This is a genomic window from Paraburkholderia sp., from assembly GCF_049581445.1.
Classification (GTDB): domain Bacteria; phylum Pseudomonadota; class Gammaproteobacteria; order Burkholderiales; family Burkholderiaceae; genus Paraburkholderia.
Window position 1 is genome coordinate 1 of the sequence record NZ_JBAURZ010000013.1, and the last position, 23,972, is coordinate 23,972.

Here is a 23,972-nt window from a genome sequence, read left to right on the forward strand (position 1 = left end):
CCGGCAACTAGCCCAAGGCAACCACCACCCAAGCCCCTACTCCAACCCGGCGTGCGCTCCGAACCAGGCGGCGGCGGACAGGTTCATCTCTGCCAGCACCGCCGGCGTCAACGCCTCAAAGCCCGCAGCAGCAGCGATCGACGCCGCATCGGGGCGCCCGCCTGTGCGTTCGTCGGCGGCTTCCACGATCTGCAGCAAGGTCCCCATCTCGCCACTATGTTCGACGATCGCATCGCGAATCTGCGGAGCAAGACCCAGCTTGTCGAGGGTTTCGGCGGGAGTGGTGCCAAGCACTACGTGCACCAGTGAAAAAATCCCGGTCATGAAAGCCGCGTCCGCGAACTCTTCATCCGATGGACGCAACCAGCGCGCGGCCAGTTCCATGAAGCGCGAGCGCGTGCCCGCCAGTTGCACCAGAGGATCGGAGCGCCACGGCAGATCACCGCCGTCGGCGTACAGGAGCAATTGCGCCCAGCGCGCAATCTGCCGCGTGCCGGTCGCAATGATCGCCTCGCGCAGCGACGCAATATTGCGCCCGAGACCGAATGCGCTCGAATTGACCAGACGCAGCAGTTGCACCACCACGTTCGGGTTGCGCTTTAACTCCGCCTCGAGTTCGATGATCTCCGCATCCCGCGCGAGCAGCGCAAGCAGTCGCAGCAGCGCCGCACGCGACGAATTGTTGCGCGGCGCAGTCAGCACCTGCGGTCGAGCGAAGAAATACCCCTGGAACAGGTCAAAGCCCAACTCGCTCGCGAGCGCAAAGTCTTCCCGGGTCTCAACCTTCTCGGCAATCAGCGTCTTGCCCGCGGCATGCACCGCCGCGGCCAGCGCCGGCAAGGACGCCCGAGGCGTCACCAGAAAGTCGATCTTGACCATGTCGGTATACGGCAACACGGAGAGCAAGCCCTCCGACAGTTCGCTCACGTCGTCCAGCGCTACCTGGAAGCCGGCGCGGCGCAACTCGGCGAGACGCCGCACCAGACGGGCGTCAAAGGCCACCGTTTCGAGGATTTCCAGCACGAAGCGGTCGGCTGGCATCAGATGCACGATGTCGTCGAACAGCAGGTCCCGGCCAATGTTCACAAAGCCGCGATGGTGGCCGAGCACCGCCGAGACCCCAATCCCGCCGATCGTGCGTGCCACCACCTGGGCCGTGGCCTTGGCGTCGTCGCTCACTTCGGCATAGTTGTGCGCGCCAGCGCGAAACAGCAGCTCGTAGGCATTCAGCGCGCCACTGCGATCCAGAATAGGCTGCCGCCCAAGGTAGACAAAGGGCGCCTCGGCGGACGTCTGGGCACGCTGGACAGGCACCGCTGGCGCCTCCGCGTGCCCGGAGACTTGACCGGCGACTTGACCAGCATTGGCACTGACGGAGAGCGGTTCAGACATGGATCATCGGTGCATGATTTCGGAAGGGCTGCGTGGCGGAGGAAAGCGCGTGACCCTTGTGAGTAGCGCCTTTCCCGCGTGCGTGGCGGATGTCAGGCATCACTCCATCCAATAACGGACACCAGACCGCGCCACTTTAACCGAATCCGTCAGTTCCAGCTGATCAGGGCCAACCAGACTTCATTACCGGTAGTTTTTTACCGCAAACACTAAAGATTTCGCCGCTGGGGTCGTTATCTCGTTCTGATAGGCGGCCTCATATTTCTTACCCACCTTGCTGTACAGGTGACGCGAGGCGGGCCGCCAGCAGACGAAAAACGGGTTGCCAGCGAGAAACATGGAAGCGAACAGGATCACTGCACCCCACCGGGGCCCCTTGCGCACCGTCATTGACCGGCTTCGTGCGTTAGGCCGGCGCGCGCAAGGCGCCCCCCCGGCGAGCCATAGCAAAGGTACGCAGCTCGAGCATGCCGCTGGCGCAGTGGATCTGCTCGCCCATGTGGATCGCGATCTGCACTTTCTGTATGTATCGGACGCCAGCCTGCGCTTTATCGGCTACCACCGTGAATACCTGCAGACCATCACCCTGCACGACATCGTTGCGCCTGCGGACGTCGCGCGCCTCGACACCCTGCTGGCCCGCGCCTCGGCCACGGGCGCGGTCGAAAAGGCCACGCTTGGCCTGATCAAGTCGCTGACCTATCCGATCACCGTCGAGCTGCGGGTGGTGCGCAACAGCCATGACGGCGTGGAAGGCTTTGCGATTGCGGGCTTCGACGTGTCGGCCTGGTGCGCCACCGAAGAGCGTCTGACCCACGCACTTCACCATGACCGCTTGACCGGTCTCGCCAACCAGTCCGCGCTGATCCCGGCCCTGCTTGATGCCCAGGAGCAGGCCGATGTGCATGGCACGCCGGCCGCCCTGCTGCTGCTCGACATCGACGATTACCAGCGGGTCAACCGTGCGCTCGGCTACGACGCCGGCGACGAGATGCTGCGCGACACCGCACGGCGTCTGCAGAACATCGCCACTCAGGGTGAACGGATCGCCCGCGTGGCGAGCGACGAATTCGCGATTCTGATCCCGCCCGCGGCGACCCGCACCGATGCGGCCATCGCCGCCGAAGCACTGGCGCGGCGCATGCTCACCGCCATCCAGCAGCCGTATGTGTTCAACGGGCAGCAAGTGCATCTGTCGGCGAGCATCGGCATTGCGCTCTACCCTGATGTCCAGCATGCCAACGACACCGGCACGCGCGACAACCACCTGCTGCGCTGGGCCGATCACGCGCTGCTGCAAGCCAAGGCGACCGGCGGCAACACGCTCGCTTTCTATGTCCCGGACGACGACCCCGCCGACGCCGAACGCCTGAAGCTAGAAGCCGACCTCTATGACGCTGTGCGCAACGGCGAGTTCTCGTTACACTTCCAGCCCATCACCAGCAGCCACACCCATGGTGTGGTCGGTGTCGAAGCGCTGATTCGCTGGCTGCATCCGGTGCACGGCCTGGTGCCGCCATCGATGTTCATTCCGCTCGCCGAATCGGTCGGGCTCATCAACTATCTCGGCAACTGGGTGCTCAAGGTTGCCTGCATGCAGTTGATCCAATGGGACGCAAAGGGCATCGAGTTGCAATACGTAGCGGTCAACGTGTCGCCGCAGCAGTTCCGCGACCCGCGCTTCAAGGACAGTGTGCGCGAGGCCATCGAGCTGACCGGTATCGATCCGCGGCGGCTCGTGTTCGAGATCACCGAAAGTCTGCTGATGCACGACCCGGCGCATGCAAAGGGGCTGCTCGAAGAGCTGACCGCGATCGGCATCCGCTTCGCGGTGGATGATTTCGGCACCGGCTACTCAAGTCTTGCGTACCTGCAACGCTTTCCGCTTGCGAAGCTGAAGATCGACCGGAGTTTCGTCGAGAATCTGCTAACCTCGCGTAACGATCAGGCAATCGTTAGCGCGGTCGTGGGCCTCGCGCAAACGCTCGACCTGGAATTGGTCGCTGAGGGCGTTGAAACCGAAGATCAACGCACCCTGCTGACCGAGATGGGATGTGATCATATTCAGGGCTGGCTCGTCTGCAAGGCGTTGCCGTCCGATGAACTGGCGCAGCGCTTCGAAGCGCGTACGCTGCACCTGCACGTGCCGGCCTGATGATCGCCCGGCACAGCAGGAAAGCGCGCATCGAACACCGGCTCCTGGCCGGTCTGTCATTCACTGGAACATGTATGGCTTTAGCGGGAACCACATGGTAAAGGCAGCGGTGCTCGACCGGCTCTGGTCGCGAATGAGCGAGCGCGGCGATTTCCCTATGCTGTCGCAGTCGCTGCGCACGACCATGGCTGCAATGACTAATGACGACCTCGATTTCACCGCACTCGTGCAAGTCGTGCTGTCGGATTTTGCGCTCACCCAGAAGGTGCTGCGTCTCGCCAACTCGGCCATGTATATGGCGTTCGGCGGCAATATCACCACTGTGTCGCGCGCGCTGATGGTGCTCGGCATGGATGCGGTCGGCCATCTCGTGGTCGGACTCAAGATCGTCGATCACTTTCATCACAGCGTACCGCGCCGTATCGACGCAAAGCTCGAACTGAACCGCACCATGCTGTCAGGGTGCGTGGCCCGCAAGCTCACCGAGCGCGGCGATCTGCGCGCTGGCGAAGAAGCGGTGGTCTGCACGCTGATGCGGCAGATCGGCAAGCTGCTGGTGGTGTTTTATCTCGACGCCGAGTGGGATCAGATCCGCCGTCAGATCGAAACGGATATCGACGAAACCGAAGCCTGCACCGACGTGCTTGGCGTGACCTTCGACGAGATCGGCAACGAAGCCGCCATCCGCTGGCGTCTGCCGGACATGATCCGTCACGGCATGGGTGAATTCGATCCGCAAGACACCGACGAGCCGCGTCAGGTGCAATGGCTGCGGGCCATCACCAACTATTCGACGGATGTCGCGAGCGTCCTGACCACGCCGAATATGCCCGACTGGCAGCGCGAGGCACGCATTGCCGAGCTCGCGCAACGGTACGGCCGGGCGTTGAACACGGACCCGGATGTGCTGGTGGAGATGAGCATCGCGCTCGCGCGGGAAGAAGACGGCGAAGGCGTGATGCGCGAAATCATCGAACTACGCGCCGACGCCGATGCCATCGCACGTGAAGCGCTCGACCCGGAAGCGCGGATTGGCGCAGGCGTCCAGGATTTGCGCGCGCTGGAGGCCGATAGCGCGCTTGGTGCGGCGCTCGCGCTTGCCGCCGAGACCGTGCACGCCGGACTCGGCTTCGCGCGGACGGTGATGTTTGTCCGCCACAGCACCGGCGTCTTCAAGGCGCGTTTGGGGTTTGGGCCGAAGATTGACAACACCTTACCCACCCTGTCGTTCAATACGGCGTTTGAGCCCGACGTGTTTCATCTGGCTATCGCGAACTCAGTGGGCATCTTCATAGAAAACGCGCGAGATCCAAAGATGCTCGCGCGCTTGCCGGAATGGTTCCGGCGCAGCTTTGCCGATACCCGCTCGTTCGTGCTGCTGCCTGTGGTGGATGACGCTCACTCCACCGTCGCGCTGCTCTATGGTGACTGGACCCAGGCCGACGAACCGCGGCGGATTTCGCAGGGCGAGATGGCGGTATTGAATGAACTGGCGCGGGAGTTAGGGCGTTTTTTTTCCGAAGCGCCGATGCGAGAACTGGAACTGATGTGAAAGAGTAAGCAGCCCGGCGCCCTAAACAGTACTAACGAGTACTAGTTAGCATGCCAGGCTGTAGAAGTGATCCGAACCGGCTGGAGACGCAGTACGACCCAGCCGGTTCAGACAGAAACTCAATCCTCGATTCGCTCCAAGCCCCTCGCCTCGGCGCTACGATCTGCAACACCTGCCCACGCTGCCGCTGCCAACCCCAGTTCGGCCACATCGCTCACCGAGAGCGGCGCAAGCCGCTCGCACACCGCTTCAATCTCCTGCCACGCGCCGCGTTCCAGCGCATCCACCGCCGACAGCAGCAATCCGAGCGCGCCTTCGCGATGCAGAATGGCTGCCTGGATCGGCTTGGACAACGTGAGTACGTTGAGCGTGTGGTCGAGTGGGCCGCCAAATACTGCGTCCACAAACGAAAATACCCCGGTCAGAAAAGCTGCGTCGGCTTCGTCGCGCCCCGCTTCCGGCAGGCGCAACACGGCCAGTTCCATGAAGCGTGCGCGCGATGCCGCCAGTTGCAGCAGCGGATCGTCTTCGAGCGCGACCTTGCGTCCATCGGCATACAGCAGCAGCTGTGTCCAGCGGGCAATACGATTGGTGCCGGTAGCGTTGATTGCTTCGCGCAGCGTCGATACCTTGTGCCCTGTTGCCAGCCCGCTTGAATTGGCCAGCTTCATCAGGTGCATCACCAGCACCGGATTCAGTTTGAGTTCGGCTTCGAGCTGAGCGACAGTCGGGTCTCCCGCCAGCAATTGCAACAGGTTCAGCAACGCATGGCGTGGTGCGCTCACCCGCCGCAGGCTCGGCGTATGCGGCCGTGCAAAAGAATAGCCCTGGAATTTGTCGAAGCCGAGGTTGTGCGCGGTTTCGAAGTGCTCCTGGGTGTCGACGCCCTGGGCGATCAACAATTTACCCGCCGCTTTCAACACGCTCGATAGCTTCGGTAACAACGCGCGTGAAATCGACGGCAAGTCGATCTTCACGCCTTCGACGTAAGGCAACAGACGGGCAAAAGTATCGTTGGGCACCACCACACCGTCCAGCACGAAACGGTAGCGGCGCGCATGCAGCGCGACAACGCGTGCGACCAATGCGTCGTCCACTTCGATGTCGAGCGGGAGCTCGAACATGAACTGGTCAGCCGGCACCTTTTCGAGCGCTTCATCGAACAGTAACTCGCGAGTTACGTCCAGGTAGCCGGGATGTCCGGCGAGCGCACCGCGCACGGCGGGCTGCGTGAGCGCGTCAACCAATGACTGCGCAAACGTGACTGGTTTGGTGTCTGATGATGCCTGCGCCAGTGCTGACGGTTCGTCTTCAGCGGTGTTGTCGGGCGCCGCGGTTTCACCTTCTCCCGCTGGCGCCGCTTCGACGCGATGCGCCTTGAGTTCGAACCCGCATAGCATGCCGTCCCGATCGAGGATCGGCTGACGGGCAAAACAGGCGTTGAATTGTGCGCACCCTGCTGCGCCCGGCGTTGCGTCGGCCTGGTTTTGATCGCCGACTTCGATGCTGGTCATTCCACTCCCCCGATAAGCGCCCTCGCGCTTCCTGCTGTTTTCTGGTTATTCATGCGGCGTGATCGAACCCGATATCTGCGCCAGGCACAGGCTGAAAGCGCCGTGTGACACCGCTTTGCGACTCTTTCTGATTCTAGCTCACGCAGTTGCGAACCGGCGCGGCGCGGCCGCCATTTTCAGAAAATATTCCGCGGCGCCGCTTCGGCCAGGCTGGCATCCCTGCCGCCGTCACGCGAATGAACGATACTCTGCGTTGTGCAGTGCAGAAGCGTTCCAATCCGCCTTTAACCATCAAGGAAAACCATGGACGTCAAAAGCGTGCTCTCCAAGGCCTTCGCCATGCCGATTACCAGCCCGGCGTTTCCGATCGGCCCATACCGGTTCATCAACCGCGAATTTCTGATCATCACGTACCGCACCGACCCGGACAAGCTGCGCGCGGTCGTGCCCGAGCCGTTGGAAATCGGCGAGCCGATCGTCCACTACGAATTCATCCGCATGCCGGATTCGACCGGTTTTGGCGACTATACGGAAAGCGGTCAGGTGATTCCGGTGTCGTTTCAAGGCGTCGCCGGCAGCTACACACTCGCGATGTATCTCGATGACCATCCGCCTATCGCCGGTGGCCGCGAGTTGTGGGGCTTTCCGAAGAAGCTCGCCAAACCGGTACTGGAAGTGCATACGGACACGATGGTCGGCACGCTCGACTACGGCCCCGTGCGCATCGCCACCGGCACGATGGGCTACAAGCATCTCCAGCTCGATCTGGCGCAGCAGAAGAAGCGCCTCGAAGCGCCTAACTTCCTGCTGAAGGTGATCCCGCACGTGGATGGCTCGCCGCGTATCTGCGAACTGGTGCGTTACTACCTGCAGGATATCGACCTGAAAGGCGCGTGGACCGGCCCCGCTTCGCTGCAACTCGCCCCGCATGCGCTTGCGCCCGTTGCCGAACTGCCCGTGCTGGAGATTGTTGAAGCCCGTCATCTGGTGGCAGATCTGACGCTCGGATTGGGCGAAGTCGCATTCGACTATCTGAGGTGATTCGGCCACTGCGCTCATCGCATAACGGTTAGTGCGTGCCACGTCGTAGCCAGAAACAACGACGGCCGCAGACGCGGCCGTTGTCACATACTTGCTGGCTTTGATGCAGCGGCGTGCGCGCTGCACGCCACTCGCTTACTTCAGCACCACTTTGACGTCGAAATACTTTGCCGCGAAACGGTCAATCGTGCCGTCGGCCTTCAACTCCTTAAGCGCCTCGTTGATCGCATCCTTAAGCGCCTTGTCATTCTTGCGGATACCAAAACCAACGCCGCCGCCGAGCAGCTTCGTGTCGCTGAGCGCTGGGCCGGCGAATTCGAATCCTGCACCTTGCGGACGATTCAGGAAGCCCTTGGATGCGGCTTCGGCATCCTGGAACGCTGCGTCAAGACGTCCCGAAGAAAGGTCTGCGTAGATCTGGTCCTGCGTCTGGTAAGGCACGACATCCACGCCAGCCGGCGCCCACACCGCCTTTGCATAGGTCTCCTGAATCGTGCCCTGCAACACGCCGACGTGCTTGCCCTTCAGTGACGCGGCAGTCGGCAGCAATCCGCTACCCTTCTTCGCGATCATCTGATTAGGGATCGTATAGATCGGATCGGTGAAGTCGATCGCTTCGCGACGCTGTTCGGTGATCGTCATGTCCGAATTGATCGCACTGAACTTGCGTGCCTCCAGCGCCGGGATCAGACCATCAAACGAATTCTCGACCCATACGCACTTCGCCTTCAGCTTCGCGCACACGGCGTTGCCGATATCGATGTCGAAACCTTGCAACTCGCCCGCCGGCGTCTTCGATTCGAACGGCGCGTACGACGCTTCGACACCAAAGCGGATTTCCTTGATATCCGCAGCCGACGCACCACCCGCTGCTACCGTTGCGGACGCGAAAAGCGCGAGCCCGGCCATGTTTCGCCAATTCAATTTCATTCCGATGGTCCTTGCTGATCGAGATTAAAACGGAGTTAAAGCTGCGCTGGATAAATGCTGCGCAAGAATATCGCTTTGAACTCGCGCGGTCGTTGAGGCGCGGTCAGCGTGGTGCGCCGCAACAGCCGCGAGGGCGGCATTGTACCGGGTGTCAAGTCCGATACCGTGGGACGCATGCCATTCAGCGCCTGCGAACCGCTCGCGGAACGCCCTGCAAATGCGCAACTTCGTGTCGCGAATCGGCAAGCGTTTGAGGTACGCAATGACGCGAAACGCATAAGCTACGCGTCGCCACTCAAGCCAGCGCAGCAAGCGTCTCGCGGGTCGTCTCCACCACCAGCAAACCGGCACGCAAGCCTGGTTTCACAGCGGGATTGGGAAACACGATGCGTTCTTCAGCATGACTAACCGTATAGCGGTAGTCGCCATCGCGAGCAAGCAAGGTGCCTTGTTCGAACGGCGTGAAATTCGGCACGTCGGCCGCGACCAGTAATTCGAACGCATCGCTCTGCCTGGTGATCTGGCCGATCACGGTGAACACGCGCGGCAACGCTACCGGCGCGGCATCGTGGGTTCCTGCCAGCAGATGACGCAAGCCTTCATCCGCACCGGCAAAGCGCGCGAGATCGTTCTGACCGAACGGGCGCACCTTGCCGAGTTCCAGTGTGCAGGCGTCGGCGCCACACATTTCCGCCGTGAAATGCGAATAGGTGTTGCCCTTGGTGGTATGCAACAGCACCGCAGCGATACGCGCCTCGCCCAGCCATTCGAACATCGCACGTGAGAGGGGCGCCTCTGTATGCGGCAGCAAAGCAAATTGCTCGAATGCCGAAGCGCGAATGGCCGTGTGCATGTCGATATGCCAGCGCGCGCTGCGTCCTTGCCCTGCCTCCGAGAAGAATTGCGTCGCCAGGCGTTCCAGGGTGGCGGCGCGCGGCGCCTCGTGACTGCTTGGTACCTGCGCGTGGCGGCCGCTGAAAAGGCGGTTCAGATCATCGTCGACGTAACGGCACGCGGCACGCATCGCCTCCACGTTGCCGAGGATCACCAGCAACCGGCACGTCAGCGCTGCACGCCCTTCGGCGATATCACGCACCAGCAGCGACAGCAATTCAATCGGCGCGGTTTCGTCGCCGTGCACACCGGCAGAGGCCAGCACGCTGGGCATGCCGGGTACGCCCGGTACACTTTGAGCGTCGCGTGCGCCGCCCGGTTCGAGTTGCAGCGCGCCGTCGTCAAGCCACGTCCAGCGTACGCCCTTGGCGCATATCCCATGCGCATCGCTCGCTACCGGACGTGTGCCCGCAAGCGTGTAGGCCAGAAAATCGCCAAGTAGCGCGTTCATGCCCTGCTCAGCGCTGGAAGTCATACAGCGAACCCAGGCCGAGAATTTGCGTCAGTTCGTCGAGCGCCGTGCGCGATTCGATCAACAGGCTTGGATCGGTCAGATCAGCCGGTGCGAGCCGATCGCGATAGTGCTTTTCGATCCACGCATCGAGGCGGCCGAACAGGGTGTCGTTGATCCAGACGCCGGGCGTCACCGCTGCCCGTTCCGCATCGCTCAGCACAACACGCAGACGCAGGCATGCCGGACCGCCACCGTTCTTCATGCTTTCGCGCAGATCGAACACCAGCACATCGTCGATCGGCCCGCTATGCGAAGCCAGTTCGTCCAGATATGCAGCAACGCGCGCGTTTTCACGGCATTCCTGCGGCACCACCAGCACCTGCTTGCCGTCAGGGCGCGTCAGCAACTGGCTGTTGAACAGGTACGAGGTCACCGCATCCGCAACGCCCACCTTGGCGTCCGGCACTTCGATCACATCGAACGTCGCGTTCAGCTTGCCGAGCTTGGTGCGCAGTTCGTCATACACCGATTTTTGTTCGACAAACGCCAGTTCGTGGCAGAACAGCGTGTTGCGATTGCCGACCGCGATCACGTCGTTATGGAACACACCAGCGTCGATCACGTCCGGGCTTTGCTGGGCGAACACCGTGGCCGCTTCTCCAAGGCCATGGCGATGCGCGACCGCACGGCTTGCCTCGAAAGTCTGACGGGCTGGGTAGCGCTTTGGCTCCGGTCCACGGCGATACTCGCTGCGGCCATACACGAAGAATTCGACGCCACGTGTGCCATATTCCGCGCAGAAGCGCGTGTGATTCGCCGCGCCTTCGTCGCCAAGCGCGGGCGTGCCCGGCAGCGCTTCATGCACGGCGAAACGGTCCGGGTCCGAGAACATCGCGCGCAACGTGCGGCGCGTCGATTCATGTTCGATCGCGCGGTGCAGCTTGCTGCACAGGTTGGCCGGCGTGAAATGCACACGGCCATCGTGCGTGTCGGCAGATGGGCTCACCGTTGCAGCGTTCGCGGTCCACATGGCCGACGCCGAACTCGCGGCGGCGAGCAGCTCCGGCGCCTCTTTCGCCACGCGTGCGATCACGGTTGCGTCGTCGCCGGAAAAGCCGAGTTCGCGCAATAGACGTATCGAAGGCCGTTCCTGTGGGGGCAGCACGCCCTGGTGAAAGCCGAGGTCCGCCAGTTGCTTCATTTTGCGCAGACCCTGCTTCGCAGCGGCCTTCGGATTGGCGACGGACTTCTCGTTGTTCTGCGACGCAACGTTGCCGAACGACAGGCCGGCGTAGTTGTGTGTCGGACCGACGAGCCCGTCGAAATTGGCTTCAGTGGCTTGCATCGTCGATCCTCAGAAGTGAAGGCCCGGCGAGACGCTCGCGGGCATTTGCAGTTGCGCGCTTTCGACGGAGGCCATCGGATAGGCGCAGTAGTCGGCGGCGTAATACGCGCTCGGACGGTTGTTGCCTGAGCGTCCCGGGCCACCGAACGGCGCGCCGGACGATGCGCCATTGGTCGGGCGGTTCCAGTTGACGATGCCTGCGCGAATCGTGCGCTGGAAATGCGTCCACAGCGCTTCATCGTCGGCGAGCAGACCGGCCGACAAGCCATATTGCGTATCGTTGGCGCGTTCGATCGCCTCGTTGAACGTCGCGTAGCGAACGATCTGCGCCAGCGGTCCAAAGTGCTCTTCGTCCGGCAGATCCTGCACGCCGGTCACATCGAGAATAGCAGGCGTGACGAAGCCCAGTTGCAGGTCGCGCTGCTCCATCGTCAGCAGTGATTTGGCACCGCCTTCGAGCAACTCCGCCTGCGCCTGCACAAGCCGCTGCGCCGCGCGCGCCGAGATCACCGCGCCCATGAACGGCTGCGGCTCGGCGTTGTATTCGCCGAGCGTGATGCGCGAAGTGACGTCCGTGAGGCGTTCGACAAAGCGGTCGCCCGCCGCATCGTTCGGCACGAAGATGCGTCGTGCGCAGGTGCAGCGCTGCCCCGCCGACAGAAACGCGGATTGAATCGTGTGATGCACGGCGGCATCAATATCCGCCACCGGACCGATCACCAGCGGATTATTGCCGCCCATCTCCAGCGCCAGCACGATCTCCGGACGGCCGCCAAACTGCTTGTGCAGCAGCGTGCCGGTGTCGGAACTGCCGGTAAAGAAGAGCCCGTCGATCTGCCGATGATTCGCGAGCGCAATGCCCGTATCCTTCTCGCCTTGCACAAGGTTCATGACGCCTGCGGGCAAGCCCGCGTCGCGCCAGGCTTCGACTGTCGCCTGCGCGACGCCCGGAGCGAGTTCCGAAGGCTTGAACACCACCGCATTACCCGCGATCAACGCCGGCACGATGTGCCCGTTCGGCAAATGGCCCGGGAAGTTGTACGGCCCAAACACGGCGACCACACCATGCGGACGATGCCGCAGTACGGCAGTGCCGTCGGCCATCGGTGTGCGCTTTTCTCCAGTGCGTTCGTTGTACGCCTGAATCGAAATCTCGACCTTCGCCGCCATCGACGCGACTTCCGTGCGCGCTTCCCACAACGGCTTGCCCGTCTCGCGGCCAATCGCTTCGGCCATCGCTTCCTTGCGTTCGGTCAGCAGCGCAGCGAAACGACGCACGATGCCGCAACGTTCATCGAGGCTCAACGCCGACCATGCCACGAATGCACGACGTGCGCTGCGCACGGCGCGGTCCACATCGTCAGTCGAGGCGCTGTGGCCTTCCCATACCGTCGCGCCCGTGCCCGGATTGCGCGAGGCGAATACGTGTCCTGTGCCGGCGGCCCATTCGCCGTCGATGAAAAGCTTGCTCATGATCGTCCTTGTTTCTGTTTCAGTGGCAGGACCCGTACCGGGTCGCCTGCCTTGACGTCGAGTGCCGCGGCTTCGTCGGCAGTCAAACGGAACACGCCGTCTAGCGGCACACCGGCGGCCACGCCGACGCGAAAATCGCCCAGTGACGTGTTCGACACCAGTGACTTTGGCCCATCCTGCGGCGCGGGTGAGGCACCCAGCGCGACGATTTCGACCGGCACCAGCACGCTTTCGCGCACCGTGCGCAAGTCAGCGATATGGCATTCGAGCACCGGACCCGCGTCGAAGATATCGACGTGGTTTTCGTACCGCAGGCCTTCCGATTCGAGCATGCGGCGCGCCGGAATTGTGTCGTTGTGCGTAAGACCGACGCAGTCCTGCGCCTCTTGCGGCAACAATTCCACGTAGACCGGATAACGCGGCATCAGCTCGGCAAGAAACGCCTTGCGGCCGTGCGAGCTGAGATAGTCCGCCGCGTTGAAATCAATCTGGTAGAAGTGCGAACCCACTGAACGCCAGAACGGCGACGTACCTTCGGCGTCGAAGTGACCACGCAATTCCGCGCAGATACGCTGCGGAAAACGCTCGCGGAACTGCGCGAGGAACATGAAGCGCGAGCGTGACAGCAAACCACCCACGCCGCTCGTACGGTAACGCGGACTCAAAAACAGCGAGCACACTTCGGCATAGCCAGTGAGATCGTGCGAAATGTTGAGCGCCCGCATGCGCGTCCAGATACCGAGGTCCTGGCTTGCGTGCACAACCGTGCTCACACGGTAGTTGTAAAACGGTTGCTCCAGCCCCACCGCCGTTTCGATGCCGCACACGCCCGCCACATCGCCGGTCGCGGTGTCTTCCATCACGAAGAAATAACCGGCTTCGTGCGGCTCGGCCCGGTCTTCCATCGTGCGACGCGTACGCGCAATGCGCGCTGCGAGTGCGTCACGGTCCGGCTTGAAGGTGGTGAGACCGGGGCCGGTCTCCTTAGCGAGCGCGACGAGCGCGTCCACATCGCCCGTCTGCACGACGCGAACGACGATCATTGTGCTTCTCCCGAAAGTTCGTCCGTGACCTCTTCGTCCTGCTGATGCAGCAGCACGCAACGCACCGCGTCACCCGGTTGCACGCCAAGCGCGCTGCGGACCGCTTGCGGTAGCGGCGCACCCGCTTTGCGCTCGGCGGGCAGATCGGCCAGCACGCAACGGAAATCGCCCGCGCGATTGCTGGCAATCAGATAGGCCGCACCCTGCCCGGCTGCGCTTGCTTCGAGCACCGGACGCGTTTCGTTGCGCGCCACGCAGGCGCTACGATCGATCTGCGCGGTGAGCACCGGACCCGCATCGAAGATATCGACGAAGCGGTCCGTTTCGAAGCCTTCTTCAAGGTGAATCTCATAGGCGAGCAACGCCTTTTCGTCCGGCTCGCCGAGCACACGCTGCGCCGATTCCGGCAGCAGCGGCACATACACCGGATAGCTCGGCATCACCTCGGCGATAAAGGTCCGGCTGCGACCACCCGATTCGATTTCGATATCAGCGAAATTGCGTCCGAAAAATTTCCGGCCCACCGCTTCCCAGAACGGCGACACGCCGTCGTCATCGGTCACGCCGAGTAGCAGCGAGAAAACCTCGGAGGTGAAGCGCTTGCGGTTCGCGGCGATGTACATCATGCGCGAGCGCGACATCAGATGGGCGGCTGCATTGCCCCGTAGTGACGGGTCGATATAAAAGCCGGCCAGCCGGCTTTTGCCCGTCAACTCATGCGACATGGTCAGTGCGTGAATCTTCCGGTTCACGTGCAACTCGCGCGACGCGTGAATCAGCGCGTCGTTGCGAAACGCATAGAAGGGCTCGGAATAACCGGCGGCCGCGACGATGCTTGCGGTGCCGAGCAGCTTGCCGGTCTCGCTGTCTTCCAGCACGAACAGATAAAACTCCTCGCCCGGAAAGTCGACTTCCGCGCGAAACGAGTCTTCCGACAGTGCGACGCGCGCCTCAAGCGCACGTCGGTCGTGCGGCAGCGAGTGCAGCACGGGTTGAGCCGTGCGCGCCATGTGTTCGAGCGCATCGAGATCGGCGAGGCGGCCGGGGCGTACGAAGAGCATCGTCGTTCCAGTGGTTGAGTGGGATGCCTGATTCAGCGGCGAGCAGCGAGCGGTTTAGGGAAACGTTCGACAAGCCGCTCAGCGCGCCGGCACAGCAGCGCTCGCGCCGACGATTTCCTCAATCGCCTTCGTCAGACGCGCGAAGCCTTCCTCCATGTCGTCGAGCGGCATGATCAGCGACGGCACAAAACGCAGCACATCCGGACCCGCCATCAGCATGATCACGCCATGCTTGCCAGCGGCCGTGACGAAATCCTTGGCGCGGCCCTTGAAGGCTCCGGTTAGTTCAGCGCCAATCAAGAGTCCCTTGCCGCGCACTTCCGTGAACAGGCCGAAACGCTCGTTCAGTTTCGCCAGATGCCCCTTCAGTGTCTCGCTGCGCGAACGTACGCCTTCGAGCACCTTAGGATCGCTGATTAGCTCGACCACCTTCTCCGCGATCGCGGCGCCAAGCGGATTGCCGCCGTACGTCGTGCCGTGCACGCCCACCTTGAAATGCGCAGCAAGTTCTTTGGTGGTCAGCATCGCGCCAATCGGGAAACCGTTGCCGAGCGCCTTCGCGGTGGTCAGGATGTCCGGCGTCACACCCGTGTCCTGATACGCGTAGAAATAGCCGCTGCGGCCGACCCCCGTTTGTACCTCGTCAAAAATCAGCAGTGCGCCGTGCGCATCGCAGGCTTCGCGGAGCGCCTTCAGGAACGCCGGATCTGCCGGGATCACGCCGCCTTCGCCCTGGATCGGCTCGACGATCACCGCGCAGGTCCTCGCGCCAATCGCCTTGCGCGCGGCTTCGATATCGTTGTAAGGCAGATGCACGATGCCCTGCGGCACCGGGCCGAAGCCTTCTGAGTACTTCGGCTGGCCGCCCACGCTGACAGTAAAGAACGTGCGGCCATGAAACGACTGCGTGAACGAGATGATTTCGTCCTTCTCGATCCCATGACGGTCGAAGGCGACGCGGCGCGCCAGCTTCAGCGCGGCCTCGTTGGCTTCCGCGCCCGAATTGGCGAAAAACGCCCGGTCGGCGAAAGTCAGCGCTTCGAGACGTTTGGCGAGGCGCAAAACCGGTTCGTTGGTATAACCGTTACCGATATGCCACAGCTTGCTGCCCTGCTCGCTCAGCACCTTGAGCAGTTCCGGGTGCGCATGACCGAGCGCCGTCACGGCAATACCCCCGGCGAAGTCGATATAGTCGCGGCCCTGCGTATCCCAGACACGCGACCCGAGACCGCGGTCCGGCACGAACGCGGCGGGCGCGAACACCGGCACCATCACTTCGTCGAAAGTCTGGCGTGTCACAGTCAGGTCGTTCATGGCAAGTCCTCGTTACAGGTAATGACGGTATGACGTTAGTTTAGGAAACCGCGCGCGAAACGTCTTGCGCATACGCGACGCGTTCTATCGGGGTCGTGGCCCAACGGGCCTGAAGCTGCAGTTAGCGCCCGGTTTCATCAGGACGTTCGATCAATGCGGCAGGACGCGGCTCGCTCGCGGCGGTGCCGGTTGCGCCGGTTTGTTTTTCGATCCAGTTGCGACGATCCTCGCGCGGGGTCACACCAAAGCGCTCGCGATACACGTTCGAAAAGTGCGCCGCCGACGAAAACCCGCACGCGAGACTGATCTGCACCACCGATTTGCTGGTGCGCTGCAACTGCGTGCGCGCTTTGGACAAACGCAGTCCCAGGTAGTACTTGGACGGCATCGAGCCGAGATACTGACGAAACAGCCGCTCCAGTTGCCGTCGCGAGACGCCGACAAGCCCGGCGATTTCATCGCTGGTCAGCGGATCTTCGATATTCGCTTCCATTAGCAGCAGCGCGTCGTTCAGGCGCGGATGGCGCTCGCCGGGCGCCGTCACGAAGGGAATGCGCTGCCGCTCTGCGCCGGCACGCAGCACACCCACGCCAAGCGTATCCGCGATACGGTCGGCAAGTTCGGGGCCGTGGTCGCGGGCGATCATCGCCAGCATGAAGTCGACGGTCGCCTGACCACCCGCACAGGTAGCGCGATCACGGTCGATTTCGAAGATCTGCTGGGTCACGATGGAGCGTTCGAACTGCTCGGAGAACTGCTGGTAGGTTTCCCAGTTGACGCTCACGCGATAGCCGGACAGTTGCCCCGCCATCGCGAGCCACCAGACCCCATGATGAATGCCCGTGACCAGCGGCGTGCGCTGGCCGACGCGCGAGAGACTGGCGAGGAATAGCCGGTAATCGGCGAACTGCTGAAAGCGCTCGCTGACAATGATCAGCCAGTCGCAGGCGATGGCATCGCCAAACGCGGCATCCGCCGGCCATTGCGCGCCACCGGATAGCTGTACCGGGCGACCATCCCACGAACACACCTGCAAACGGTACAGGGCTCGGCCATCGATCTCGTTGGCGAGATTCAGCGCATCGACGATCGGACCCACGCCCGACATCGACACCGGCGGCAATGCGACGATCGCCACCTGCGTGGTACGTGCGGGACTGGGCGACGTGCGGGCCATCAACTGGTCGTTCGCTGAGCGCGAGTCAAGGCGTTACTTGAGGCTGCCGGAGAGGAACTGTTTGAGGCGCTCGCTGCGCGGCGACCCCAGCACCTCGGCAGGCACGCCCTCTTCCTCGGTGCGGCCCTGATGCAGGAACATTACGTGATTCGACACGTTGCGCGCAAAACCCATTTCATGCGTGACGACGATCATCGTGCGGCCTTCTTCGGCAAGCTTCTGCATGACCTTCAGCACTTCGCCGACCAGTTCCGGATCAAGTGCGGAAGTCGGCTCATCGAACAGCATCACGTCGGGGTTCATGGCGAGTGCGCGCGCAATCGCCACACGCTGCTGCTGACCGCCCGACAGATGCGACGGATACTGTTTTTCCAGCCGCGGCGCGAGACCCACTTTCTCCAGATACTCGCGTGCGCGCTCTTCAGCTTCGCGGCGTGACAGGCCGAGCACGTGAATCGGTGCCTCGACGATGTTCTCCATCACGTTCATGTGCGCCCACAGGTTGAAGTGCTGGAACACCATCGCGAGCTTGGTGCGGATGCGTTGCAGCTGCTTGTGATCCGCCACTTCAAGGTTGCCGGCGCGATCGGCTTTCGTCTTCACCGCTTCGCCGTCGACCACGATCTGTCCAGCGTTGGGACGCTCCAGAAAGTTGATGCAGCGCAGGAACGTGCTCTTGCCCGACCCGCTCGCGCCGATGATGCTGATGACGTCGCCCTTGTTGGCGTTCATCGACACGCCCTTGAGCACTTCGTTATCGCCGTAGCGCTTGTGGATGTCCTGCACAGCAAGCTTGCAGGCTTCAGTTTGAGTCGTGTGGAGCAAGATGCTCTCCCAAGGTGAATGCAGACCCGTCGTGGAACTGTGACGACGGGATGAACCGATGGTGCGTCGCGATAGCCAGCGCTACGCAACCCAGCCGATACGTTAGCAAACCGCCGCGCTGAACGAGCCACCAAACAGCGGCATCAAGCGGCGGCACTAAGCCACAGCGCCAGACCACAGCGCCAAACCGCCTCGTCCGCTCAATGCGGCCGCAATGCCAGATACGCCAGCCAGTGACGCTCGGCGCGCCGAAACGCGGCAACCAGCGCGAACGATACCGCAAGATAGATCAGCGCCGCGATCCCGAAGGCGTTGAATGAATCGTAGGTGGCCGAATTAGCGTCGCGCGCGACCTTCAGAATGTCCGGCACCGTCGCTGTAAAAGCGACCGTGGTTGCGTGCAGCATCAGGATCACTTCGTTACTGTACAACGGCAGCGCCCGGCGCAAAGCGGACGGTAGCACGATGCGGCGGTACATCGTAAAGCCGCTCATACCGTAGGCGCGGGCCGCCTCGACCTCACCGTGCGAGGTGGAACGGATCGCACCGGCGAAAATCTCAGTGGTGTAGGCGCAGGTGTTCAGTGCGAACGCGAGAATAGCGCAGTGAAAACCGCTACGAAAGAAGGCATCGAGCAGTTGATGCGAGCGCACGAAATCGAGGCTGTACATGCCCGTATAGATCAGCAACAGTTGCACGTACAACGGTGTGCCGCGAAACACATAGGTATAGATGCGCACTGGCGTCGATAGCCAGCGTTTCTTCGACACCCGCGCTACCGCGAGCGGCACCGCGCACACAAAGCCAATGCCGATCGACGCCACCAGCAGCCACAAGGTCACCGCGAGGCCGGAGAGGCGCTGACCGTCCCAGTAGAGGAAGGCGCGGCCGAATTGCGAAAGGATCTCGATCATGGGGTCTCTCTCAAAGCTCCGCGTGCCGCACGCCAATCGAATAACGTCGCTCCAGCCAGATCAGCGCGAGGTTCGACACTGAAGTGATGGCGAGGTAGATGAGCGCGGCAATCAGGATGAAGAAAAACATGTTGAAGGTGCTTTTGCCGGCATCCTGCGCGGCCTTCACGATGTCGGCCAGACCAATGATCGACACCAGTGCGGTGGCCTTCACCAGCACTTGCCAGTTGTTGCCAATGCCTGGCAACGCGAAGCGCATCATCTGCGGAAACAGAATGCGTGTGAACACGCGCGCACCGCTCATACCGTACGCGGCGCCCGCTTCGAGCTGGCCGCGCGGCACCGCGAGAAACGCGCCACGGAACGTCTCGGTGAAATACGCGCCGTAAATGAAGCCGAGTGTGATCACGCCAGCCACGAACGGGTTGATATCGAGCTGCGGCAGATTCAGCGCGTCGGTGAGGTCGTTGACACCGATCTGGATGCTGTAGAACAGCAGCAGCATCAGCACGAGGTCCGGCACCGAACGGATCAGCGTCGTGTAGCTCGTGCCGAGCATGCGCAGCGGCCGGTTGAACGAGAGCTTCGCGGCCGCGCCCGCCAGCCCGAGCAGGACCGCGGCGGCGAGCGAGAGAACCGATAGCTCGATTGTCTGGATCGTACCGGCGAGGAGCACCGGACCAAAGCCGTAAAGGAACACGTTTGTCTCCATCCAGGTTTTTGACTTTCCAGCATCAAGGCGCGGCGCTGGGCGGCTCGCATCGCATGGCGCTTACAGCCCCGCAGGCCAGCGCCCTGACGCGGGCCATCCAGCAGGTATGGCGCGGATACTCGCAAGCGAAAATGATTTGCTCAAACACGCGTGTGCTTGGATGCTGCATTGCAACATCTACCCATTGGCCTGAATGACGCCGCGACGCCCCTGTTATGGCGGGCGATATACGCTTGTAAGCGCTCTGTGCGAAGCGTCGGGCCGCTGCAATTTAGCAAGTTTCGGGTCGCTTTTCCGATAGACGGCGCGCAAGGTCCTAGAGGCCTGCGTGACACTCGTGACCAGGGCAAACCCGCTACACTGAGATGGTTTGCGGTGTTGAGATCAATCTTAGGAAGGACCTAGCGCATGACTTCACGCTTCGATTCCGCCACCCTCGACGCCTATTCGCAGGACGCGGCACGTTACAGTCAGGAATGGCTCGACCAGCCGCCGCCGAACGACCTCTATGCGCTGCTCGAGACGCATCTGGTGCCGCAGGGCAAGACCGCCGAGATTGGCTGCGGCAATGGTCGCGACGCTGCCTGGCTCGCCGCGCAGGACTATGACGTGACGGGCTTCGATGCCGCAGAGGGGTTGCTCGCTGAAGCGCGGCGGCTGCATCCGCAGATCACGTTTCGCGAGGCAAGCCTGCCCTCGCTCGAAGCGATCGATGAAACCTTCGATAACGTCGTCTGCGAGACAGTGATCATGCACTTACCCGCCGAAGCGATTCCTCTAGCCGTGGATAACCTGCGGCGCATCCTTCGGCCTAATGGCGTGCTGTATCTGTCGTGGCGGGTGACCGAGGGAGAGGACAAGCGGCAACCGGATGGCCGCCTCTACACGGCCTTCGATCCGAAGCTGGTAGTGGACGCGCTGGTGGACTGCGCGATCCTGCTGTTCGAAGACGTGATGAGCGAAAGCTCGGGCAAGCGGATTTGCCGGGTGATTGCCTCGAAGAACGCTGGCGGGATCTGAGCGCGCAGCGTCGCCACGCCACTCGGACCGCCCGTCAATCCATCCCTAAGCGCGCACGAATCGCCGGCAACATCTGTTCAACCGCTGCCCGCCCTTCTGCAATAGCAGGCGCGGCGCGGTGGAAATCGAAAATCCCCATTCCGCCCAGGCGCGGCTGAATCAGGATATCCGCGGGCTCCCCTGCCAGCCGGCTGCGCGTAATGCGCACCTGCATGATGTCGATGCTCTGCGCAATCGAACTCAGCATCGAAGGAACACGTGCGCTCGGCGCGGGCGCGACGCGCACGTCGCCAGTGGTGAGTTCGTCCGCAGGCGCGAGCCAGCTCGGCCACGGCTTGCCGTTTTTGCGTAGCGACCCAGGCGGCGGCGCTTCGGGATCGAGCACGGGCGTGGCAACGGTTACGCCGCCGAAATCGCGGCCATTGAGAATGTCGCTGTTCAGGTCCACCGCGATCACGCAGTCCGAGCGCATGCCACGCGCCACGGAAACGGGCACCGGATTGCTCAAGGCGCCGTCAACGAGCCATACGCCGTTTTGCCACACCGGCGTGAATATCCCCGGAATCGCAATCGACGCCCGCACCGCGTCCACCACGCTGCCGTCCTGTATCCAGGTCTCACGGCCAGAGTCGAGTTCGGTGGCCACCGCCGCAAAGGGCATCTGCAACGCGCTGATCTCGCAGCCATTGAACTGATTGGCGAACACCTGGATCACTTTACGGCCGCCGAGCAAGCCGCCGGAAATACGCAGATCGAGCAGGCGCACCACCGTCTGCCAGGTCAGGCGCGATACCCACTCTTCGAGCCAGTCGAGATCACCGTTCGCATACACCGCGCCGACCAGCGCGCCGATTGAAGTGCCGCACACTACGTCAGGCTTGATGCCGGCGTCCTGCAGCGCGCGGATCGCGCCGATGTGCGCCCAACCCCGCGCGGCACCACCGCCGAGCACGAGACCAATGCGTGAATGGGGACGCCGTCGCAGCATGTTTTCTCCTTATCGTCCGCGAATCACGTCGGAGCGCGATGTCGTAAATACCTTGTGAAACTGGTCGAAGTGCACGTTGAAGAAGGCATCCTGCGTCACACCGCCTTCAAGCCATTTCCAGCTCCAGACGGTCTCTGGCTTGAGCGGGAAAACCGCTACCTGTCCCGGCTTGCCGAGCAGCCTGCGCACCTCGTCTTCGCTCATGCCGGGGCGAATCTTCGCGAAGTTGGCGGCGGTCAGCACCTGGGTGATGGCCTGCAGCTTGCCGTCGCGGTCGATATCGACCATGTAGGTGTTCAGCCCCTGCGGACCACGCGGATATTCGAGCCGCTTTGAACCGTCGGTAAACGTGCGTTCGGTTTCCGGTTTGCCCATCTGGTTGCGGACCTGCTCTTCCGTCGTGATGCCGGGCGTGAGGCCCCTTAACAACAATGCGTCCGGTTTGACGGCGTTGAAGAGTTCCTTAAGTTTTTGCACAGCGCGTTGGCCCTGTTGGTCATCGCACCCCGCCAGCAGAAGCGTGGCGCTCAGTACGGCGACGGTAAGCAGTCTGAAGCTCGAAGCCATTGTTCGGTATGGGATGCGGACATCTCTATGAATGATGTACTACAGGATAACAAAAGCACGGGCGCAGGCGCAGCGGCGGGGGCAACGACGGCTCGCCCTGTTGCGTGCAGGCATCGGGCAGGCATAGCCCTCGTTCCGGCCGGACGGCAAACAGAAGCGAGAACCCGCGAGCGTGCCCGAAGACGCTAAGCGAAGCGTGGTGGAAATGGCGGGGGGAAAGTAACGCTGACGGAACGACCGTGACAGGCCGGTGGAAACTGCAGAAAACCCACAAAGACGACACGCAGCGGCCCGAATCCGTGCGAATCAATCAGTTGCAATCCGCAGATGCTGGCGATTGCTGGCCACTGATAATGACGCTTTCGCCCGGAACTGGCCGCTGCTCACGGCCGTCTGGTCCCTCGGCTATTTTGCCCAGGTGCGAGTAATTTAGACGCAATACGGGCGTTAGGCGAGACAGCGTTTACACCGACTCGACGAGCGGATTTTGGCCGCTCGTGTGTCATACGGACGCGCCATCGCGCAGGTGTTAGTCGTCACCGAAAAGGGCTCGATGCGGCGCCTCAAAGACGCGCGAATCCTCCTCGTCCGGCGCCCTGCAACACCGAATCATTCTGGCGTATGAATACGTGGCACAAGACGTCGCGGTAGGTGCCGTCCACGAGACCCGCGTAATTCAAGTGATCCATGCGACTCACCCGATCCACGCAACAAGGGCGCAACTTGCCCAAGCCTGCGCCCTTGTTGCGTGGGTCGTCAGTGAAGCGTCACCGTTCAGATCACATGGAACCCATGCGTACCATCTCGCGCCAGTTGTGCGACGAGTCCAAACTCCCATTCGAGGTACGCGTTCATCGCTTCGTGCGCGTTGTCCGTGCCCTCATAAGGACGCCGGTAGCGATCGATGCGCGGCGATGCAAGATGCGTCTCCCCGCCTTCTACCGGCAGCCCCGCGGCGATCCATGCGCTCGTACCGCCGCTGAGCACCCGTACTGGCTTGTCCCTCAAGGCCGCCAGTTCGGGCGCCGCAAAACGCGCCAGCGCACTGCTGCCGCACGTGACCACATAACGTTGCGCCGCCGGCAACTGCGGGAGGGCGTCGGCCAGTTGACCACGCAGCGCCCACCACGCGCCCGGAATATGCTGCTTCACATAGTTGGCGCTCGCCGTGAAGTCGATCACGACGGTGCCCGCTGTTTCCAGCAGCGTCGCCAGATCCTGAGGCGAGATTTCGTCGGCGTCGGGTGGTGTCACGGCGTTGCGCACCACGCGCGTGGCGCCCTCCTCCGTGAAATCAGCTGCCGTCAGGCCGTCGATAACATAAACCTCAACGTTCATCTGCGCGAGCCACGACGCCGTCATATTGGCGCGCACGCCATCGCTGTCCGCCAGAATCACGCGTGCGCCACGCACGGGCGCAAAAATGTCGGTCTCCTGCACGAGCTGTCCGCCCGGCGCGCTGCGAAAACCCGGCACATGGCTGGCCGCGTATTCTTGCGGCGTGCGTACATCGAAACGATAGATGGTGCGCACCGCTTCATCCGCCCAGCGACGCGCTTCGTCCCGCGTGGTGCGGCCCACCTCGGCACGATCCGCAACCG

General features: G+C 62.4%; 20 protein-coding genes. 4 read left to right on the top strand and 16 right to left on the bottom strand.

The genetic code is table 11. From position 1 onward, the window contains the following. Positions 1 to 36 precede the first annotated feature (36 nt). Complete coding sequence (locus WCA85_RS00600; RefSeq protein WP_424061040.1) at positions 37 to 1,392, bottom strand: EAL and HDOD domain-containing protein; 1,356 nt, start codon at positions 1,390 to 1,392, stop codon at positions 37 to 39. A 337-nt stretch (positions 1,393 to 1,729) separates the two neighbouring features. Here WCA85_RS00600 and WCA85_RS00605 point away from each other — a divergent pair, with 337 nt between their 5' ends. Together WCA85_RS00605 and WCA85_RS00610 are read left to right on the top strand one after the other, a co-directional pair. Beyond that, positions 1,730 to 3,547, top strand: a complete 1,818-nt coding sequence (locus WCA85_RS00605) for a putative bifunctional diguanylate cyclase/phosphodiesterase (RefSeq protein WP_424061041.1) — start codon at positions 1,730 to 1,732, stop codon at positions 3,545 to 3,547. Positions 3,548 to 3,641: 94 nt separating this feature from the next. Then, positions 3,642 to 5,099 carry an HDOD domain-containing protein gene (locus WCA85_RS00610; protein ID WP_424061042.1) on the top strand — a complete coding sequence of 486 codons (1,458 nt, stop codon included), beginning with the start codon at positions 3,642 to 3,644 and terminating at the stop codon, positions 5,097 to 5,099. Between the two features lie 119 nt (positions 5,100 to 5,218). On the opposite strand, the gene WCA85_RS00615 is transcribed toward WCA85_RS00610, so the two are convergent. Continuing rightward, positions 5,219 to 6,613: an EAL and HDOD domain-containing protein gene (locus tag WCA85_RS00615; RefSeq protein WP_424061043.1), complete on the bottom strand. Its 1,395-nt coding sequence runs from the start codon at positions 6,611 to 6,613 to the stop codon at positions 5,219 to 5,221. Between the two features lie 303 nt (positions 6,614 to 6,916). On the opposite strand from WCA85_RS00615, the gene WCA85_RS00620 reads away from it, so the two are divergent. Beyond that, entirely contained in the window at positions 6,917 to 7,654 is a 738-nt protein-coding gene (locus tag WCA85_RS00620; RefSeq protein ID WP_424061044.1) for an acetoacetate decarboxylase, read from the top strand. Positions 7,655 to 7,789: 135 nt separating this feature from the next. Here the strand turns inward: WCA85_RS00620 and WCA85_RS00625 are convergent, their stop codons facing one another. The 11 genes from WCA85_RS00625 to WCA85_RS00675 all read right to left on the bottom strand — a co-directional run bounded on the left by WCA85_RS00625 (position 7,790) and on the right by WCA85_RS00675 (position 19,784). Further along, positions 7,790 to 8,584: an ABC transporter substrate-binding protein gene (locus WCA85_RS00625; RefSeq protein ID WP_424061045.1), complete on the bottom strand. Its 795-nt coding sequence runs from the start codon at positions 8,582 to 8,584 to the stop codon at positions 7,790 to 7,792. Between the two features lie 295 nt (positions 8,585 to 8,879). Further along, positions 8,880 to 9,953: a succinylglutamate desuccinylase gene (astE, locus tag WCA85_RS00630; protein ID WP_424061047.1), complete on the bottom strand. Its 1,074-nt coding sequence runs from the start codon at positions 9,951 to 9,953 to the stop codon at positions 8,880 to 8,882. Then, entirely contained in the window at positions 9,937 to 11,277 is a 1,341-nt protein-coding gene (astB, locus tag WCA85_RS00635) for an N-succinylarginine dihydrolase (RefSeq protein ID WP_424061049.1), read from the bottom strand. The genes astE and astB overlap by 17 nt, the downstream gene beginning before the upstream one ends. 9 nt (positions 11,278 to 11,286) lie before the next feature. After that, positions 11,287 to 12,750, bottom strand: a complete 1,464-nt coding sequence (gene astD / locus WCA85_RS00640) for a succinylglutamate-semialdehyde dehydrogenase (RefSeq protein ID WP_424061051.1) — start codon at positions 12,748 to 12,750, stop codon at positions 11,287 to 11,289. Next, complete coding sequence (gene astA, locus WCA85_RS00645) at positions 12,747 to 13,793, bottom strand: arginine N-succinyltransferase (protein ID WP_424061053.1); 1,047 nt, start codon at positions 13,791 to 13,793, stop codon at positions 12,747 to 12,749. Before astA ends, astD begins: the two co-directional genes overlap by 4 nt. After that, positions 13,790 to 14,854 (bottom strand): arginine/ornithine succinyltransferase subunit alpha, encoded by a 1,065-nt coding sequence (gene aruF, locus WCA85_RS00650; protein ID WP_424061055.1) that lies wholly within the window; start codon positions 14,852 to 14,854, stop codon positions 13,790 to 13,792. Before aruF ends, astA begins: the two co-directional genes overlap by 4 nt. A 78-nt stretch (positions 14,855 to 14,932) precedes the next feature. After that, on the bottom strand, positions 14,933 to 16,168 hold the full coding sequence (locus tag WCA85_RS00655; RefSeq protein ID WP_424061056.1) for an aspartate aminotransferase family protein: 1,236 nt from the start codon (positions 16,166 to 16,168) through the stop codon (positions 14,933 to 14,935). Positions 16,169 to 16,289: 121 nt separating this feature from the next. Further along, positions 16,290 to 17,345: a GlxA family transcriptional regulator gene (locus WCA85_RS00660; protein WP_424061057.1), complete on the bottom strand. Its 1,056-nt coding sequence runs from the start codon at positions 17,343 to 17,345 to the stop codon at positions 16,290 to 16,292. A 33-nt stretch (positions 17,346 to 17,378) separates the two neighbouring features. Then, a complete protein-coding gene (locus WCA85_RS00665) occupies positions 17,379 to 18,170 on the bottom strand; it encodes an ABC transporter ATP-binding protein (protein ID WP_424061058.1) in 792 nt (263 codons plus the stop codon). 200 nt (positions 18,171 to 18,370) lie between these two features. Next, positions 18,371 to 19,084, bottom strand: coding sequence for an ABC transporter permease (locus WCA85_RS00670; protein WP_424061059.1), 714 nt, complete (start codon positions 19,082 to 19,084; stop codon positions 18,371 to 18,373). 10 nt (positions 19,085 to 19,094) lie between these two features. Beyond that, complete coding sequence (locus WCA85_RS00675; RefSeq protein ID WP_424061061.1) at positions 19,095 to 19,784, bottom strand: ABC transporter permease; 690 nt, start codon at positions 19,782 to 19,784, stop codon at positions 19,095 to 19,097. Between the two features lie 420 nt (positions 19,785 to 20,204). Between WCA85_RS00675 and WCA85_RS00680 the strand changes: the two genes are divergently transcribed. Continuing rightward, complete coding sequence (locus tag WCA85_RS00680; protein ID WP_424061062.1) at positions 20,205 to 20,816, top strand: class I SAM-dependent methyltransferase; 612 nt, start codon at positions 20,205 to 20,207, stop codon at positions 20,814 to 20,816. Positions 20,817 to 20,850: 34 nt separating this feature from the next. Here WCA85_RS00680 and WCA85_RS00685 read toward each other — a convergent pair whose 3' ends face one another. The 3 genes from WCA85_RS00685 to WCA85_RS00695 all read right to left on the bottom strand — a co-directional run. After that, a complete protein-coding gene (locus tag WCA85_RS00685) occupies positions 20,851 to 21,804 on the bottom strand; it encodes a patatin-like phospholipase family protein (protein ID WP_424061063.1) in 954 nt (317 codons plus the stop codon). Positions 21,805 to 21,813: 9 nt separating this feature from the next. Continuing rightward, a complete protein-coding gene (locus tag WCA85_RS00690) occupies positions 21,814 to 22,371 on the bottom strand; it encodes a hypothetical protein (RefSeq protein WP_424061064.1) in 558 nt (185 codons plus the stop codon). A 774-nt stretch (positions 22,372 to 23,145) separates the two neighbouring features. Next, positions 23,146 to 23,972: rhodanese-like domain-containing protein (locus WCA85_RS00695; protein WP_424061065.1), on the bottom strand; the 827-nt coding region annotated here is incomplete at its 5' end.